This window comes from Vibrio sp. (assembly GCF_984391705.1).
The window spans coordinates 1-17,010 of sequence record NZ_CFHWOM010000063.1 but is presented as its reverse complement, the minus strand read 5'-3'; the positions used below and the strand labels follow the sequence as shown (position 1 = coordinate 17,010).

General features: G+C 42.3%; 12 protein-coding genes. 1 reads left to right on the top strand and 11 read right to left on the bottom strand.

All coding sequences use genetic code 11. From position 1 onward, the window contains the following. Positions 1 to 219: 219 nt before the first annotated feature. The 11 genes from AC4MRV_RS19235 to AC4MRV_RS19185 form a co-directional block, all read right to left on the bottom strand. Entirely contained in the window at positions 220 to 2,370 is a 2,151-nt protein-coding gene (locus AC4MRV_RS19235; protein WP_491188922.1) for a glycoside hydrolase family 3 N-terminal domain-containing protein, read from the bottom strand. 3 nt (positions 2,371 to 2,373) lie between these two features. Beyond that, the gene (locus AC4MRV_RS19230; protein ID WP_491188921.1) at positions 2,374 to 2,859 is read right to left on the bottom strand and encodes a hypothetical protein; all 486 of its coding nucleotides are present in this window, start codon (positions 2,857 to 2,859) and stop codon (positions 2,374 to 2,376) included. Further along, a complete protein-coding gene (locus AC4MRV_RS19225) occupies positions 2,859 to 3,683 on the bottom strand; it encodes a carbohydrate ABC transporter permease (protein ID WP_491188920.1) in 825 nt (274 codons plus the stop codon). Before AC4MRV_RS19225 ends, AC4MRV_RS19230 begins: the two co-directional genes overlap by 1 nt. Next, positions 3,683 to 4,558 carry a carbohydrate ABC transporter permease gene (locus AC4MRV_RS19220; protein ID WP_491188919.1) on the bottom strand — a complete coding sequence of 292 codons (876 nt, stop codon included), beginning with the start codon at positions 4,556 to 4,558 and terminating at the stop codon, positions 3,683 to 3,685. The genes AC4MRV_RS19225 and AC4MRV_RS19220 overlap by 1 nt, the downstream gene beginning before the upstream one ends. Before the next feature lie 28 nt (positions 4,559 to 4,586). After that, a complete protein-coding gene (locus tag AC4MRV_RS19215) occupies positions 4,587 to 5,831 on the bottom strand; it encodes an extracellular solute-binding protein (protein WP_491188918.1) in 1,245 nt (414 codons plus the stop codon). Positions 5,832 to 5,839: 8 nt separating this feature from the next. Then, positions 5,840 to 6,826: a LacI family DNA-binding transcriptional regulator gene (locus tag AC4MRV_RS19210; protein ID WP_491188917.1), complete on the bottom strand. Its 987-nt coding sequence runs from the start codon at positions 6,824 to 6,826 to the stop codon at positions 5,840 to 5,842. A 150-nt stretch (positions 6,827 to 6,976) separates the two neighbouring features. Further along, on the bottom strand, positions 6,977 to 10,348 hold the full coding sequence (locus AC4MRV_RS19205; protein WP_491188916.1) for a GH36-type glycosyl hydrolase domain-containing protein: 3,372 nt from the start codon (positions 10,346 to 10,348) through the stop codon (positions 6,977 to 6,979). 28 nt (positions 10,349 to 10,376) lie between these two features. Next, complete coding sequence (locus tag AC4MRV_RS19200; RefSeq protein ID WP_491188915.1) at positions 10,377 to 11,492, bottom strand: ABC transporter ATP-binding protein; 1,116 nt, start codon at positions 11,490 to 11,492, stop codon at positions 10,377 to 10,379. A 119-nt stretch (positions 11,493 to 11,611) separates the two neighbouring features. Next, entirely contained in the window at positions 11,612 to 12,985 is a 1,374-nt protein-coding gene (locus AC4MRV_RS19195; RefSeq protein WP_491188914.1) for a hypothetical protein, read from the bottom strand. Between the two features lie 97 nt (positions 12,986 to 13,082). Then, positions 13,083 to 14,105: a hypothetical protein gene (locus AC4MRV_RS19190; protein WP_491188913.1), complete on the bottom strand. Its 1,023-nt coding sequence runs from the start codon at positions 14,103 to 14,105 to the stop codon at positions 13,083 to 13,085. 17 nt (positions 14,106 to 14,122) lie between these two features. Next, a complete protein-coding gene (locus AC4MRV_RS19185) occupies positions 14,123 to 15,466 on the bottom strand; it encodes a glucoamylase family protein (protein ID WP_491188912.1) in 1,344 nt (447 codons plus the stop codon). A gap of 375 nt (positions 15,467 to 15,841) precedes the next feature. Here AC4MRV_RS19185 and AC4MRV_RS19180 point away from each other — a divergent pair. After that, positions 15,842 to 17,010: putative glycoside hydrolase (locus tag AC4MRV_RS19180; RefSeq protein WP_491188911.1), on the top strand; the 1,169-nt coding region annotated here is incomplete at its 3' end.

Genomic DNA, 17,010 nt, shown 5'->3' with positions numbered 1-17,010 from the left:
ATTTTCGCCCAAAACGACGAAAGCCTAGCATTGCTGCTAGGCTTTCTGGAATATGAAAACAAGGGATTCGAATCACAAAACTAAGTGATAACCCTTGTAGTAAACACCATGAGATAAGGCCTAGTCTTGCATGTATCCATACTCCAAAAACATCCTTTCACACCGAAAGAGCAAAAACATTTACAGTTATAAATCAGAGATTCCCTTGTATTCTCACTCTTAAAACAAACTTATACTCAGCTCACTATTCGAATCTTTACCAACAAATATGCTAATTTGTGTAACTTCTTGCTCAAAACGCTCGTTGATTCCATAGAACGCTAGATCATCTGCCGTAATGGTAAACTGAACCTTCGTTTGCTCACCCGCTGCGATAAACTGTTTTGCAAAGCCTTTAAGTTCACGCTTCGGTCGAGTTGTTGAAGTTCCAGTTTGAGAAATATAACACTGAACAACTTCGTAGCCATCGACAGGTGATGTATTGCGCACATCCACTGTTACTTCAATATCATCACCAACAGAGTAGCGTTCTGAATTGACGGTTAAGTTGGCATACTCAAATTGACTAAAGCTGAGCCCATATCCAAATGGATACAGTGGTGTATGCTCAGAGTCTTTATAGGCTTGATACTCCTGAAACGCGCGCATTTTACCTAACTCTTTACGTGCATAGTAAATCGGAATTTGCCCAGTTGAACGTGGCACCGTCATGGTCAATTTACCTGATGGGTTATTAATACCATAAAGTGTTCGAGCTACCGCGTTCCCTGTTTGAGTGCCACTTTGCCAAGCATAGATTAACGCATCAGCATAACGTTCAATCGCTGCAGACGGCACCGGTCGACCAGTACATTGCACGACGATCAACGGTTTGCCAGTTCGACCAATCGCTTCAATCATCTGCTCTTGGCCTGCAGGTAAGGTTAGCTCTGCGATGTTTCTTGCTTCACCCGTCCTGCGATGACTTTCTCCAACACATAGCACCACGATATCGGCACGATGAGCACACTCAACCATCTCATCACTAAAGCCACAATCATCGGTGATCACCGTGTTTGAACGGCTCAGCTGTTTCATACCTTCAATGATAGAAACGACATCATCAGCTTTACCATCAAGACACCATGAACCAAGATGTTGGCGCTTTGAGTCAGCATGCGGACCAATCACTGCGACGGTTAAACCACTGTCTGATAGTGGCAAAGTAGCGTTATCATTTTTCAGCATCACCAAGCATTGTTCAGCAAGCTGAAGTGCCATCTCGCTATAGGAGGATTTACCCAAAACCTGCTTGTGGCACTCTGGATCAACATAAGGGTTTTCAAATAGCCCGGCACGGAATTTCGTTAACAACACACGACGCACTGAGTCATCAAGGTAGTTCATCAACTCAGGATCTGTCTCTAATGCTGTTGCTAAGAAACCCTCATAAGCTTCGTGGGTCATCGCCATATCGATACCTGCTTGAAGCGCTTTAGTCGCAGCTTCTTGGCCATCTTTTGCAACGCCAAAATATTCCAGATCAGAAATTGAGCCCCAGTCACTGACAACCATACCGGAGAAGCTTTGTTGTTGTTTTAGCCACCCCTGAACCAGCGCCTTAGAGCCTGTTACCGGCGTGCCACCAAGGTCATTAAAACCAGACATCACTGTCGCGACACCCGCCTCGATCGCCGCTTTAAATGGCGGGAGATAAACGTTATGCAAAGTATTCGCAGAGATCTCCGTAGTATCATAGTCACGTCCACCTTCAGAAGCACCGTAACCTACAAAGTGCTTAGCACAAGCCACTAAACTATCAGTAGCTGCTGGGTCATCACCTTGAAAACCTTTCACAACGGCTTTTGCCATTTGACTGGTTAGAAACGGGTCTTCTCCTGAACTTTCAATAACGCGCCCCCAGCGAGGATCGCGCACAATGTCGAGCATCGGAGCAAAGGTCCAGTTGATACCTAAAGAGGCCGCTTCCGCAGCAATACAACGATAAGCTTGTTCAACTAACTCTGGGTTCCATGAACATGATTGAGCCAACGGGATTGGCAATACCGTTTTTTGACCATAAATCACATCACGAGCAAAAATAATTGGAATACCGAGCCTACTGTTTTCAACCGCTGCTTTTTGGATCTCATTCAGTTGATTAGGGTCAACCGTTTCGCCTGGGGCATTCCCAGCCCAAGCAGTATCGGCAAGAATGCGCGATCCCCACTCACCTTGGCTAACTTTTTCCAAATAGTTTTCACGGTTGTCGGCATACTCCAACATTGGAGACTGACAAAGTTGACCGATTTTCTCCGCTAACGTCATTTTCGCTAAAAGATCTTCTACACGCTCATGATGAGGCAGTGATGCATCTTGATACTTTTCCATCGGTTATTCCATATTGTTCTGAGCGTTGTAGTAAGGAAAGGCTTCGATTAAGAACTCTTTCATTTCAGTGGCAAGTAACGCATTGCCTGAATCGTTTGCCACCTGTTGAAGTTGGTGGGCCACTTCAGGAACGTAACGAGAATCTAATTCGACGTAAATCTGAATAAACTCTTCTAACTGCTTCGCACTCAACTGATTAATAATCTCATTTGGCTTGTCTAAGGCTTGGTAGTAACTGTCAGGCTTAGGACCTAATACTGCCCCTTCCCACGTTTCGATAACTTGTTGGTAACCACCCAAATACTCATCACCTCGACGCAGTTCCAGTTTATTCATCCCTTTAAGAGCAATTATCGCATTGCCCTGCTGCTGTTGTTCCGTCGCAAAATCGTAATATTGTTGAGAAAGGTTATAGGCTTTAAGCCATGCTGCGCTATACGCCACCAGCACCAGTGCCGCCAAAACGCCCCACTTGATCAAATTGTTCATCACTTCACCCCTACCCCAGTAAACGCTTTAATGAAGTTCTTTTGTAAACAGAAGAAAACAATAACCACAGGAACAGCAATCATGGTTGTCATCGCCCATAACTGTTCCAAGTTCGTTCCCGGAACTTCAGTTTGGAAGTTATACAAAGCGAGTTGCAACGTCATCAGTGACTCGTCACGAACGTACAGTAACGGCCCCATAAAATCGTTCCATGCACCCATGAAGGTTAAAATACCAACAGTCGCCAATGCAGGTCTGAGCATAGGTAACACAACCTTTCTAAAGATTCGGAACTCACTTGCCCCATCAATTCGTGCCGCCTCAAGGTAAGCGTTATCAATCTGCTTCATAAATTGAACCAACAAAAAGATGTTATAAGCACTGATAGAGCCTGGAATAATTAACACTCGGTATGTATTAATCCAGTTCCACTCATACATCATCATGTAAGTTGGAATAGTAAAAAGTACGGCAGGAATCATCATTGAACCCAAGATTACTTTTAACCAAAATTCACGTCCGGGAAGATTAGTTTTGACAATCGCATAGGCCACCATCGAAGAGAATAGAGTATTCAACACAGTGACCGAAACTGAGATGAAAATAGTGTTAAAAAATACTCTAAATAAATTTACTGATTCAAAGACTTCAATATAGCCTTTAAATGACCACTCTTTGGGTAGACTGTTTGGGTAATGCATAATTTCCGGACCAGTCTTAAAAGAGTTAATAACCATATAAAAGAACGGATACATCACCAAAATAGAAGCAAGTACCAAAGTAGCATAAATTAATATCGTTTTATTTTTATTCTTTTCCATCATTAATCTTCCTTGCTAGTGATCTTCAACTGCATCATAGTTAACAAATAAATCACAGCAGCAAGCATTAGACCTATCGTTGACGCTTCGCCCATTTTCATCTGTTCAAAACCTGTTTGGTAAAGATATAAAACCGGAGTCAATGCTGATTGGTAAGGACCACCACTTAAGTCAAAATTCATAAATACTTCGATGAACATTTGCAGGCCGTTAATAATATTCATCGTCATAACAAAGATGATTTGCGGCATAATCATTGGCAGTGTAATTTTGCGGGTTTTACGCCACCATGAAGCGCCATCGATGTCAGCAGCTTCAAACAGAGAGCGGTCAATACTTGCAATACCGCCGAGAAAAATGATCATTTGAACACCAAACCATTTCCAGGCGCTGAACACTGCAATCACTGGCATCGGTAGCCATTGTTCAAACTTCCAAAAAACCGGCTCGTTCAACAGCGAAGATTCGACCATTGCACTTTGCACTGGACCTGATGGCCCTGAAACAAAATCAAAGATCACCATAGCAACCGTAATAGAAGTAATTACTGGTATAAACATAATAGTTCTGAAGAAGCTTGCCATAAATTTAATTTCATTTAATAGCAAGGCTAATCCCAGACCAATAATAAAACTCAGAAATACAAATATTATCTGGTTAAATAGAACGTTAAATAGTGATTTCCAAAACAATGTATCTGTCACAACCGAAATCCAGTTTGCTAAACCAACAAACTGCGTATTTTCCGGAAGTAAAATATTCACATTCAAAAAACTACTTTCAAAAGAAAGGAAGAATGGATACATCAAGAAAACAGTGAAATATATAATCCAAGGCGCAAGGAATACATATCCCATAATGAGATTATTTTTTTTCATATTTTTACCACACTAATCCGTTGATATATTATCGTTTAAATATATCTTTAGCCTGTTGACTTGCTGATTCGACTGCTTGTTGAGGTGTCACTTCTTTTTTCAACACTACTTTGGAGTATTGCTGCAAAATGATATTAGCCACATCAGCCGACTGTGAAAATGGTTCACTCATAACGGTATAAGGAAGCTGATCAACAAACGGTTTAGCCTCGGCGCTCTTATAATAAGGACGATCTTTCAATGACACTAACGCAGGTAGCTGACCAAGCGCTATGTTCGCTTTATGGTTTAGCTCATCATCCATCAACACTTGAACAAACTGCCAACTTAGCTGCTCTAGCTCTTGATCATTTTTAAAAATCATCAGTGCTCGACCATCAAGCGTTGAATACGACTGCTCTCCCTTATTAAGCGTTGGAATTGGTGCTAACCCAACATCTTCACCAATCACCATCGGCTTCTGTGCAGCTTCCGCTAGGTTGGCTTTCCAACCAAAACCAAACTGTGGCCACATGCCTATATTTCTTGAGAAAAAGCTCTTCTCCATAGTTAGAGGGGCATACTGTTGCATTCGCTGCATAGTCGAAAGGAACATCGCCATATTGGCATCTTGTTTATCGAAAATGGGATGAGTACCAAAACGATTTAATAAGGTGTATTCACCACCGTTGAAGTTGTAGTACAGCTGAGCAAGCATGCCCCAGTACCAACTGCCCGTTGACAACACATCATTCCAAAGTACCGTGCCATAGACAGGGCTGCCATCGGCTCTTGGCGGCAGTTGGTTTATTTTATCTGCTACAACAAGAAACTCTTCCCAAGTTTGAGGTGGCTGTTCAGGGTCTAATCCAGCTTCACGAAATAGCTCTTTGTTGTAAATCATCAGCTGAGTGGTCACATTCCACGGAATGTAGTAGCTACGACCAAAATTTTTGCGCATAAATACTGGATCAATACGCTCGACCAACTCTTGATAACCTTCGAATTGATCGAAGTATGCCAATTTCCCCATCTTGGCATACTTCGCCGGCTGGTAACCAAATACCCCTGCATAGAGGTTTGGCAAATCACCGGCAGCCATACGTGTCTCTAGGTTCTCATCGTTCGAAACGACCACTTCGACATCAGGAAAGCGTTTGTTAAATTCAGGAATCACTTCCTGACGAACGAAGTTCATATAGTTACCTGCAGGCGTCATCACCTCTAGCTTAGTGGCCGCCGCACAGGTTTGGTAGCTAAGGGCAAGCGCACACCCGATTAACCATTTTTTCATGATCTACCCTACAAAGTTTCCCTCGAGATCAGCTTAGTTGGTAGGAGACGTAATTCTTCCAGGTCTTTTTTACCGTTAAGTGCATCAATCAGTGTTTGTGCAGCTAATTCACCCATACCTGTTTTTTGATGGGAGATGGTCGTCAACCTAGGAATCATCAATTCAGCCATATGTATATCGTCAAAACCGACTAGCTTCATATCTTCAGGGATATTGATATCGTGCTCTTTTGCAGCACGTATAATACCTATAGCCATTTCATCGTTCGCTGCGAAAACCGCTTTCGGCTGTTTGCCTTTTTCGAGCAGTTCTAGCATTTGTGCGTACGCTGATTTTTCAGTGAAGTCACTTTCAACCAGCAAGTCATTATTTACAGTAATTTTGAAATACCCGAGTGCAGAGATGTATCCATCAAGGCGTTTTTGAGCATCGTATGAATCTTTCGGCCCACCAAAGTAATATATCTCTTCAATTCCAGAAGCGATCAGGGCTTTAGTGGCAGCAAATGCACCGCCGAAGTTATCAATCAAAATATTATAAATGTGTGGACCTGAAACCTCGCGGTCCAAAACTGCGATTGGGAAATCCTTTTTTGCTATAGCCTTTAAGAACTCATCATCAAACGAGTTGGTAAGAATAATGGCACCGTCAACGACTCTGTCTCGAATGTATTTATGTGCAGTCGAGTTTTCATTGCCATACATACTGCATGCCACTAAATCATAACCATGTTGATGACATACTTGTTCAATACCTTTCACTAATTCACTGTAGATCGGGCCAAACCATGAGTTGAAGAATAGGCCGATAGCATTGCTCTTTTTCTGCTTAAGTTGCTTAGCATTGCTATTTGCTACGTAATTCATTTCTTCGGCCACGCTAAGCACATGCTTGCGTGTGGCTTCACTGATACGAGTGCTTCCGTTCATAGCGTAAGAAACGGTCGCAATTGACACACTCGCTTTTTTGGCTACATCTTTAATCGTTACTGTCATGTATAAATTTTGTCCTTGTTGAGAATCATTAACCGCCAACTATTTTTGTTGAAACGATTCTACCAAGAAAGTGCATTAAGCAACAATTATTGCTGAATTAGTGTTTGAAATACGGGAGGTTAACCCGAACGCTCGGGTTAACCTCATTTATTACAGGGTAATCTCAAGTACATTTTCGTTCTGATTTAAGTTTTCATTCAACCAGTTACGAGAAACCAATGCAGCACCTGAACGATAGCGGTTAGCCATTAACTCAAATGGTACGTCTTGACCATTCAGTTTAATCGTTTTAGGTGTATGAGTACCTTTTTGTGGTGAAATAAGCAATTTAACCGACTTACCTTCGATTTCGTATTCAATCGCAACCTTACCCAAACGCGGTGAGATCACTGGATCGAGAACCAAATCTTGATTGTCAAAACGTAGACCGAATACACTGCTCATTAATTGATTTAAGTAGATACCAGGTCCACTTGAATAGATTCTCCAACCACCTTTCACTGCCACTTCACCAGAGCGTACTTTTTCAAAGTTATCGTAAGCCATGTAACGGTCGTTAAACTTGGCATCAGAGCTTGAGAAGTATGCATTCGACTGGCGTAGCTCAGCATTTGGAACCACATCTTGAATACCAACAGGAATAATCTTGTACAGGTTATCAAATACGGCTTCTGCATCACCCAGTTTACATAGCGCTTCAATAAAACGAATATGCGCATGGCAATACTGCAGACCAACTTCACGACCCAAGTTTGCCGCTAACTCTGCACGTTTGAAGTATGTCTGTTCACCCGCTTTATATTCCGCCATTTTATCCATCAAGCGCACACCATCAGGGTGAACCAAGCGCTCTTTGATCAATTCCATATGGCTTTGTGCCATTTCTGGAGAGAATGTCTCAGAGATAATAGAACGACTCGCAGGCAGAAGGCGATGCTTGATACCTGTTTTCTTGTCCGCAGGGTGTAGTAAGTACTCCACTTCTTTTACATCGCCATTTTCAGCGCGATCAAAGTGAATAAAGCCAGCGATGGTGCCATCTTTAATCAAGTAATGATGGTAATCATGCTCCATTGATTGTGCTAGCTGTGCTAGTTGCGCAGAGAAGTCAACGTGTGAATCGGTCTTCTCTAACGCTGCAACCATACCGTTCAATGCTTGTAGAGTTAGTGGGATAGTCCAACCACTCACCATATTTTCACGCAGTGATTGATTCGCAGGCTGCAAAGTATCATCCCAGTCACCATCACCATAACAAGAAAGTGAGGTACCAGGGACAAGATTGTCGATAATATGCTGAACTTGGCGCTCAACGTGGGTAAGCAGTGAGTATGTTTGTCCACTCTTCACAAAACCATCATGTGCTAATGTGTACGGCAATAGCTCATCAAGCAATTTAAGATCCCCAGTCACAGCAAGGTAATCAGCTAGCGCTTTTAATGGCCAAACAACAATATCACCATGTGCTTCTTCCTGTTGAATCTGCGCATACTGATCAAACATGAACCATTGCGGCCACGTACCAGTTTCTTGATACTGGTGGCTATAGATCTCTTTAAGCAAGTCGCGGGCTTTTGCGTACTCTTGCATTGACATAAATAGCTCAAATGGACCTTGTGATACATCACGGGTACCCCATGCAGCACCTGAATATTGCTCTAACCCATGTGGGGTGCTGTAGTGCACTAGTGCATTGTGTGTAAACCAATGTACTGTCTCATTCAAACGTTGGCTATTTAGCTCATCGGATTCAAAATGCAGCTTAAAGCCTTTAGTTAGCTGATTGACTTGAGAGTGGCACTTTGCCTTCTCCTCATCAAAATCTACCCACTGACCTTTTGAGTTAACACCGTTAAACTCGCCACCAATAGCAATGCGAGCTTTGTCGCTAACAACGCCTTTAAGTACTAGGTATTCTGCAGAATTAGTCTCTGGATTAGTGAAGATATCGCATTCGCTAAGCTCAGCACTTGGCTCAATGGCAAAGCTTAAATCTTTACCGAACTTACCAATCAGTTCATTTTCGCCGCGAACAACAAAACCTTTATCTTCTTGGCTTACGATGATCTTGCTTTCACCTTCGTTATTACCAAACACCAATTGATGAGATACCGCGATTTCTAATAAAGAGCTCAGGCCACGAGTCATAATTTCAAGTTGAATCAGAGGCGATTCTGCAGCAGTAAACGAGCGTACTTCAATGAAACCATCGCGGTATTTATAGACCCAACGAGAGTAGTTAGTACCAACTTCGTATGCTGAAGGCATACCCAGAACTTGGTATTGCTCACCTTGTTTTACCCAAATTCGCTGACCGCTGTTAGCAAACTGGTTTAATGGATTACGGCATACGCCTAGTAGCTTGTTGAAAGAGGTGTTACCAAGCGTCAATTGCGAGTTAAATACACCATACATGTAGTGTGTCGCACTCATAATTGGGTTGCGGTAATCTTTGTTGTTACCCGATGCGATTACATGACCCGTTGTACGCTCAAGGTAGCGCTCTTTAGCCGCTAGCGTCACGTACTGGCTGTCACCATAGAAAAATGATAATAACTCAGAGTTTTGCTTTTCAGCGAAGCGTCGCTCGTCACCAAACAAGTCGCTCACCTCTTGGTCACTAAGCTCTTCACCATTGATATATGCCGCTTTAGCTTGAGGTTGATGTTTCAGTGCAGATTCTAGTTGAACGTCACCAGCAGTGGCATGCAGTTCAGCGATGGTTGGCATCGCAACTGTTTGAGTCCAGTTAGAGCTAGAACAGTTGGCCTCCACGATCGCATAGAAAGTATGAGTAGCAGCTTTGTTTGGTTGAACAATGCTTGGCGCAGTTTGCAAAGCAGCATAACCAAATTCATATTGGTACTTTTCGTTAGCAAGTTCACGCAGTTCCAACGCAGCTGGTTGACCAGTGAACTTAAACTCTTTACCGAAGAACTGATAACCATCAGTGCTGTAACCGACAACGGGGCTAAAACAACCAAGTTGAATACGAGGGTTACCTGAACTTTGTGGCAAGTTCTGGCGGCTACAAAGCGTAAAACCGTACTCAGGTGAATTAAACACTTCATGATCAAGGTACTGCGAACAGTATGCTTCATTGGTTTTCACTGCACCTTCATCAGCTAAGCCAACGTCTTGACCGTAAATCAGATCGTAGTTGAAATCGCTACCACTTGTATTCAGCACTTCAACGTCGTAAAAGAAAGCATTTTCGACAATTTTTAGTGAAACAGTAGCTTGGAATGCGTCAGTTGTTGTGCGCCATGCTGGCAAGCCATTTGACTGTATAAACGTTTCAATTTGTTCATTAAAAAAAAGCAACGGAGTTGCTGTTACTACATCATTTTCAAATGTGCGTAGATAAATATTGCTGATTGCATGCTCACCATTTGGTGTTTCAAATAGCGATATCATTAGTTCGTTACTACGAATAGCAGCCAACACGCCCTCAGGGCTAAATGTCATATTAAGTTTTTCACCACCGACTTTGAGTGCCGGCTGATTAATTTGTGGGTACATTGCGAATACTCTCCAGACGCCGCAAAAATTAAGAATAAAAAATATTGTTGTCAGTGGCATCATCAAACAGATGACACTTATTCATAAATAGTTCGATATAGCAACGGCTCGCGACCATAGGAATCTGCTCTTGGTCAGACTGCTTACATACCACTCGGCAACCAAGTACATTAAGGTGGATGTATACCTCTGAACCTAGCTCTTCAATCGCTTCAACTTCAGCTGATAGCGTATTGAAGTTACTTTCACTACGCACAGCGATATGCTCAGGTCGAATCCCCACATGAACAGGTTTATCTAGCCACATTTCCGCACGCGTATGACGCTCTTGTGGTAGCCCTAGCACTTTACCACCTAAGTTAACACCCACCGCATCGCCTGATTTCACCACCTTACCACCAAGCATGTTCATTGCTGGCGAGCCGATGAATTCTGCAACAAAGCGATTCTTTGGATTGTGATAAACGTTCATCGGTGTATCAACTTGCATGATGCTGCCTTTGTTAAGAATGCATACACGATCACCCATCGTCATCGCTTCAACCTGATCATGTGTAACGTAAATCATGGTCGCAGGACTACCGGAATCTTTTAGCTGTTGATGCAGACGCGTAATACGCATACGCATTGATACACGCAGTTTGGCATCAAGGTTTGATAACGGCTCATCAAAAAGAAATACTTCTGGTTTACGTACCATCGCGCGACCAAGAGCCACTCGCTGACGCTGACCGCCAGACATCTGCTTCGGCTTGCGGTCGAGCAACTCAGTAATCTCGAGTAGCTCAGCAGCTTCCGCAACACGACGTTCAATTTCTTGTTTTGATTTCTTAGCTGTCTCCAGACCAAACGCCATGTTTTCATAGGTCGTCATATGTGGGTATAGCGCATAGTTCTGAAAAACCATCGCAATGCCACGATCTTTTGGAGGCAAGTCATTACACACCTTGTCACCAATTGATAATTGACCGCTGGTAATGCTTTCTAATCCTGCAACCATTCTTAGCATGGTTGATTTCGCGCATCCTGAAGGTCCAACAAGCACCATAAATTCACCATCCTTGATGTCTAAGCTCACATCATGAATCGCGTGGAAACCGTTGTCATAAACCTTATTAATGCCTTCGAGTGTAACCTTTGCCATGGGCTTATTATTCCTATTCAAAAGCTATGTTAAACGTTTCAACAAAGAGTAGCGATACCGAGTTTTTTAATCAATCTAAAAACAAAACTACTCTTACGTTTCGTGATCTTTATCTAGTGTTACGGATCTAAGGATAAGTTTTCATCAGCAACAAAGTCGTCGTACATGAACTCCAGCGTAGTCTGATAATTTCTTGAGGTTAAATAGCTCTGAACGTTGCTACGTATGGACTCAGCAATGAATGCACCCACAAACATACCTTGGTCAAGACCAATCACTTTATGCGATACTTCACCCTTGTCATCGATGGCATCAACCCAACCAGCACTGGTTTCAATTTGAGGATTGGCTTGTTTAAGCTGGTTTAAACGATTTAAAGCATCAGTTTCATTCGTCATGTAATAGAGAGCGAGTGTATGCGGTGAGCCTGTTGTTCCAGTCTCGATGGCATTACCAAATTTTCGGTAACTTTCCGAAACACTTTCTAAACCATAAGCTGCATAACCATCAGCAATGGTAGCCGAAGCCGAAACGAAAGGAATATCATAGTTATCCGCATTAGCTGCATGTACAAGCGAGAAGTCATACACCACCTGATAATCTGGTATTAAACGCGCTTCATCTAGCCACAATGCTGGCAACATAGCTTGAAAATAAGAACCATCCCAAGTCAACATTGGATTAACTGTACTGCCATTCAATTCCACACTTCCCGTAATCAGCAACATATCTTCAAACACAGCTGTAGGTACTCTTCCTTCACTCACTAATACTGCCCAAATTGGTGCCAGTCGGCTCTCGTTAGCTTTGCGGTCAATGTGGTAACCAAGAAAGTCATTCTCTTTATTACTCCAACCAGCCTTTAATAGCCCTTTATCTGAATCATAAAGTGATTCCCAACCACTCTGTTGCGCAACCAGTAATTGCTCCGCCCGAGCTGCAATGGCATTTAAGCGTTCATTGTTATGATTTTCAAAAGCGCCAACTAAGCCCGCCAAAGTAAAAGAAGTAATCGCGTTGTCTACAGCCGATGCAGTCGCATCTTGGTTGATGGCCAGTTGCTCATTGTCAAACTGGTAGAGCCAATAAAACAACCCACGCCATTTCGGCGCCGCTTCTAATTGTGCCAAAACTCGCTCTAAACGAGCGATCGCTTTTTCATCGTTAGTTTCAACCATTTCGATTAGGACATTGATATATAAAGCAATGGTTGAAATGTTAGTGTAAGACGACACCGAAATATTCTCACCGTCGACCAAGACGTGGTCGTATGGCAAATACGTACTACTAGAGACACCGACTCCATCCAAAAAGTAATCGATGTTATCTTGCAGTGACCGTTCGAACCCTGCTGGATAGAAATTTGGGGCAAGTTCAATTGCAGTAATCGCCTCATTAGGTAGCTTCGTATTTGGTTCACTATCAGATGAACCACCACAGCCCATCATTAAAGCAAGTGTAGAAACAACAAAAGCAACAGATATTTGTTTCATAACAACCTCAAAATTAGGTATAAAAAAAGCCCCGAAGGGCTTTGAGCAATGTCCGGCAGCAATATAAGTTATTAACTTATATTGCTTCGAGTTTTGATCAGAATGTCCAAATCACACCGACTTTGGCAAACACACCCTCTTTGTCACCCCAAGTGTACTCATTGCCATTGCGCTGTTGATGATCACGATACGCTAAGTCCGCTAGCAGACTGATTGATTGGTTAACCGGAATCTCGGTGTATAGAGCATAGTTATTGTAGTCATAACCAGTACCATCAAAGATTTCGGTTTCACCCAGTTCGTATCGCAATTCCAGGTACACACCACTATCAAACCTAAATTGTACGAGCGGCTTAATCGCTGTTTCTGTCCATGCAAAGTCGTTCTTGTCTTCGTGGTATAAGAACTTAGTACCAAGATTGATCCAGTTATTTAATCGATAAACATAGAGCGGTTCAGTTTCATAAAACATTGCCCCTTCTTCATCCCAATAACCAGATTCAAGGTTTAGGTGTAGGAAGTGCTTACCAAAAGTAAAATTCAGTTCTGGTGTAATCTGGTAACGAGTACTCTCTTCGAAGCCTGTGACTTTCTCGTAGCCAAGCTCAATTGCGTAATTAAATGACTCGTTTACCCACTTCTCATAGCGAGGCATTAACTCCGTCGTCAGCAACGAATTACCTTCCGAAACTTTGTCTTTACCACGATATTTGTGCGTCTCTTTTAAGACGTAAGCCAATCGGAAATTATCCGTGATTTTGGTTGAACCATCCGCAAAGATAATTGATTGAAATAGTTGGCTTGGTGCATTGTCATAAACATATTCTTCATATTCAAAACCAGTAAGAACACGAGTTCGCTTTATAGTCGCGACAGACTCATTAGAGGCCATCAACACATCACCGAAACCTCCCACATCTTCTAATCCCTCAAAGCTGGTCGCGGTAATCGCACCATAATTGGGAAACTCAATGCCATCCCACATACGAGGTTGTTCTTTTAGCGCGGCATAACCGCTAAACTCTACGCCTTGCCAGAAGTCTTCCTTCACTTCCTCTGCAAATACAGGTAATGAGGATGTAGCAGTAAGAGCGAACAAAAGTGCCGTTAGTTGTTTCATACTAATACCACTCACTGTTAACCGTTATTTGGAACATAACTGCGATACATCTGCTGGACATCAGCCATATAACCACGAGCAATTAAGTACTTTTCTACATCTGCATTAATTTCATTCGCTAAGAACGCGCCAACAAACATTCCTTGATCAAGAGATAGGATCTTTGTCGACATTTTTCCTTGTGAATCAACAGCATCATACCAACCATACTCTGACTCAATCTGCGGGTAGTAGTTCTTCAGCGCTTTCAATGCTTGCACTGATGTTTTAGGGCTAACGATGTAAGACAGTGCGAGCGCGTGTGGCGTGCCAGTTGTACCTTCATGAATCTCATTGTTGAATTTCACTTTACTCTCTGACAGGAATGGGACACCAAATGCTGCATAGGCGTCATCAACCGTCGCAGAAGAAGATACCAGTGGGATGTTGTGTTTCGCTGCATAGGTCATCTGCAAGAAAGTCATGTCTTTGACCATCGTATAGTCAGGCATCAACTCTTTCTCATTCAGCCAAATTGCAGGCAACATAGCTTGGAAATAAGCACCATCCCAAGTCAGCATTGGATTATATTCTTTACCATTGAAAGTGTACTTATGGGTATAGAGTTCCATATTATCGAACGCAGATTGAGGGATTGCTTCATCGCCCGCTTCTTTCGTAATAAGCGCGGCCCAAAGTGGAGCTAAGCGGCTTTCATTCGCTTTACGGTCGATGTAATAAGGAAGCGCCGCATCATTTTTAGTACTCCATCCCGCATGCAATAGGCCTCTACCTTGGTCATAAATTTCAAACCAACCTTGTTTTTGTCCGACGAGAATCGCTTCAATACGTTCAACAACTTTTTGCTTTTCAGCATCCGCATCGTCTAGGTATGCGCCAGCTACGCCTGCGAGTGCAAGAGCCAAGTTAGCATTATCAACCGCAGGAACGATACCGTCATCTGTTGGTTTCAGCTTACCTTCAACAATGTCATACGGCCAAAAATATAGACCTTTCCATGTCGGGGTTTCTTCTAGTACATCAAGCACCTCCAAGATACGAGTTAAGGCCTTGGCTTCACCTGCTTTTTCAGCTTCAACCAAAATATTTAGGTACAAACCAATCTCTGTAGTGTTTACATAGTAGTGTGGTTTTACCTTACCTTCGACGATTGAAACTGTATCAAAAGGAACTTTAGCTACTGGATCAACACCGACACCATCTCTAAAGAAGTTAAGATTATTTTGTAATTCTGCTTTAAATTCGGCTGGATACAAGTGGTCGCGAATAGATAATTCATTAATCACCACATCATTTGCAAGTGCCTGACTAGCGAGGCTAAACAGCAACGCGGCTGCGAGAGTACTTTTTGTATTTATCATTGTAGAATTCCGTTTTATTTCACTGGACTCATGTTTAAACGTTTCTATTAATCTGTGACAAATAGTCGTAATCGTCAATACCATTAGTTGTGTAAACGTGATCCAGTTACAATATTATTTCCTCTCTTAATAGGAGCCTGTGAGACCCAACAATTAAAGATATAAAAATCAACAACTTATGATACCAACAACAAATAGGAAAAAGCTGGAGCATACTGAAATATCAGATAATCCATGCCAAAACTTGGTCATAATCACAAAATGAAATACTCATTTAAACGTTTTACTTGATTAGTACAGCCAATATGGACATGCTCTAATCAATTAAACGTTTAAACATGATTAATCCCTGCAAATTTTAAGCGGTATAACGATATGACAAGTAATGTTTTTAACAAAAAGCTCCTTACAACTTTAATATGCACAACAAGCTTGGCTGGCTGTCTAGATGACCCATATAACGAGCCTGATGCCTCAACGCCACCTACATCGCAAGAAATTCATTTATATTCACCAAATAGCGATAACGCTTTTACTATGGCGATTACGGATAGCAACGGAGTAGAAGCAATCGTAAGTGGGAATAGTGTTTCCCAAGGGAACATGAGTGCCACCAATGTATCCGGTGAAGCCAATGGTACGTTGAATATCGCTATCAGAGACAATCAATCAGGAAGAGTCGCACTTATAAGCAGTGATAGCAGCCACAGAGATTTAAATATTGATCCCGCAACATCAACTTTGCAGTTTTCGACTCGTGTGATGAGTTTACCGACTGCAGAACAAGACATTTATGTGACTAGCCAAAAAGAAGCTGGCATTGATATCGGCAAAGTATCGCTAGCTAGCAGTTACAGAGCGAGTTATAACAGCGCGCCCCAAACGATCAAGATTCCGTTGTCCTGCTTCAGTGAAGAAGGTATGGATTACAGCAATACTATTTCTCCATTTTCACTAGTATCTGACAATAATCTTAGCTTTGACCTTGGCGATGTTCGTATCGTAACGGATTCAATCACTCACCAAGATGTTTTGGAATGTCATAACACAAGTACTTTACTCCAATCAGATGACCCAAATGATGGGTTTAAAGCAAGTAAAGTGTTTGTTCTAAACAACTGGGCGTTGGAAGGTTGGGCACAGCAAATCACAAACTGGATGACATCAGGAGAATCAACACTACACTGGGGGCACGATCATATTCGTATCGAATATACCGATGCTCCTGCTGGTGAAAATGGTGGTTTAGTACTAACCACTCAAGATCAATCATTCAAAGACATGTCAGACTATATAGAAAGCGGTGTTCTGCAATTCATGTTTCATGTGAGTAACTATGCTGAACATCCGACTAAACGTTTCCAAGTCCAAATGGAATCAAGTACTCAGGGTAATTCAGAACCATACTTCCTACCAGCAGGCACTGCAGACAATAGTTGGACACAAGTGCAAGTTCCATTAAAGGAACTATTTACTCGGGAAGATGGTTCAATCAATATCAATGCTCTTAGAAATATCGATAAAGCTATATCAATCTTGCCAGA

Excerpts from the sequence above, each read along its gene's own strand:
- AC4MRV_RS19235 (WP_491188922.1), bottom strand. The coding sequence starts at position 2,370 with ATGGAAAAGTATCAAGATGCATCACTGCCTCATCATGAGCGTGTAGAA.
- AC4MRV_RS19230 (WP_491188921.1), bottom strand. The coding sequence starts at position 2,859 with ATGAACAATTTGATCAAGTGGGGCGTTTTGGCGGCACTGGTGCTGGTG.
- AC4MRV_RS19225 (WP_491188920.1), bottom strand. The coding sequence starts at position 3,683 with ATGATGGAAAAGAATAAAAATAAAACGATATTAATTTATGCTACTTTG.
- AC4MRV_RS19220 (WP_491188919.1), bottom strand. The coding sequence starts at position 4,558 with ATGAAAAAAAATAATCTCATTATGGGATATGTATTCCTTGCGCCTTGG.
- AC4MRV_RS19215 (WP_491188918.1), bottom strand. The coding sequence starts at position 5,831 with ATGAAAAAATGGTTAATCGGGTGTGCGCTTGCCCTTAGCTACCAAACC.
- AC4MRV_RS19210 (WP_491188917.1), bottom strand. The coding sequence starts at position 6,826 with ATGACAGTAACGATTAAAGATGTAGCCAAAAAAGCGAGTGTGTCAATT.
- AC4MRV_RS19205 (WP_491188916.1), bottom strand. The coding sequence starts at position 10,348 with ATGTACCCACAAATTAATCAGCCGGCACTCAAAGTCGGTGGTGAAAAA.
- AC4MRV_RS19200 (WP_491188915.1), bottom strand. The coding sequence starts at position 11,492 with ATGGCAAAGGTTACACTCGAAGGCATTAATAAGGTTTATGACAACGGT.
- AC4MRV_RS19195 (WP_491188914.1), bottom strand. The coding sequence starts at position 12,985 with ATGAAACAAATATCTGTTGCTTTTGTTGTTTCTACACTTGCTTTAATG.
- AC4MRV_RS19190 (WP_491188913.1), bottom strand. The coding sequence starts at position 14,105 with ATGAAACAACTAACGGCACTTTTGTTCGCTCTTACTGCTACATCCTCA.
- AC4MRV_RS19185 (WP_491188912.1), bottom strand. The coding sequence starts at position 15,466 with ATGATAAATACAAAAAGTACTCTCGCAGCCGCGTTGCTGTTTAGCCTC.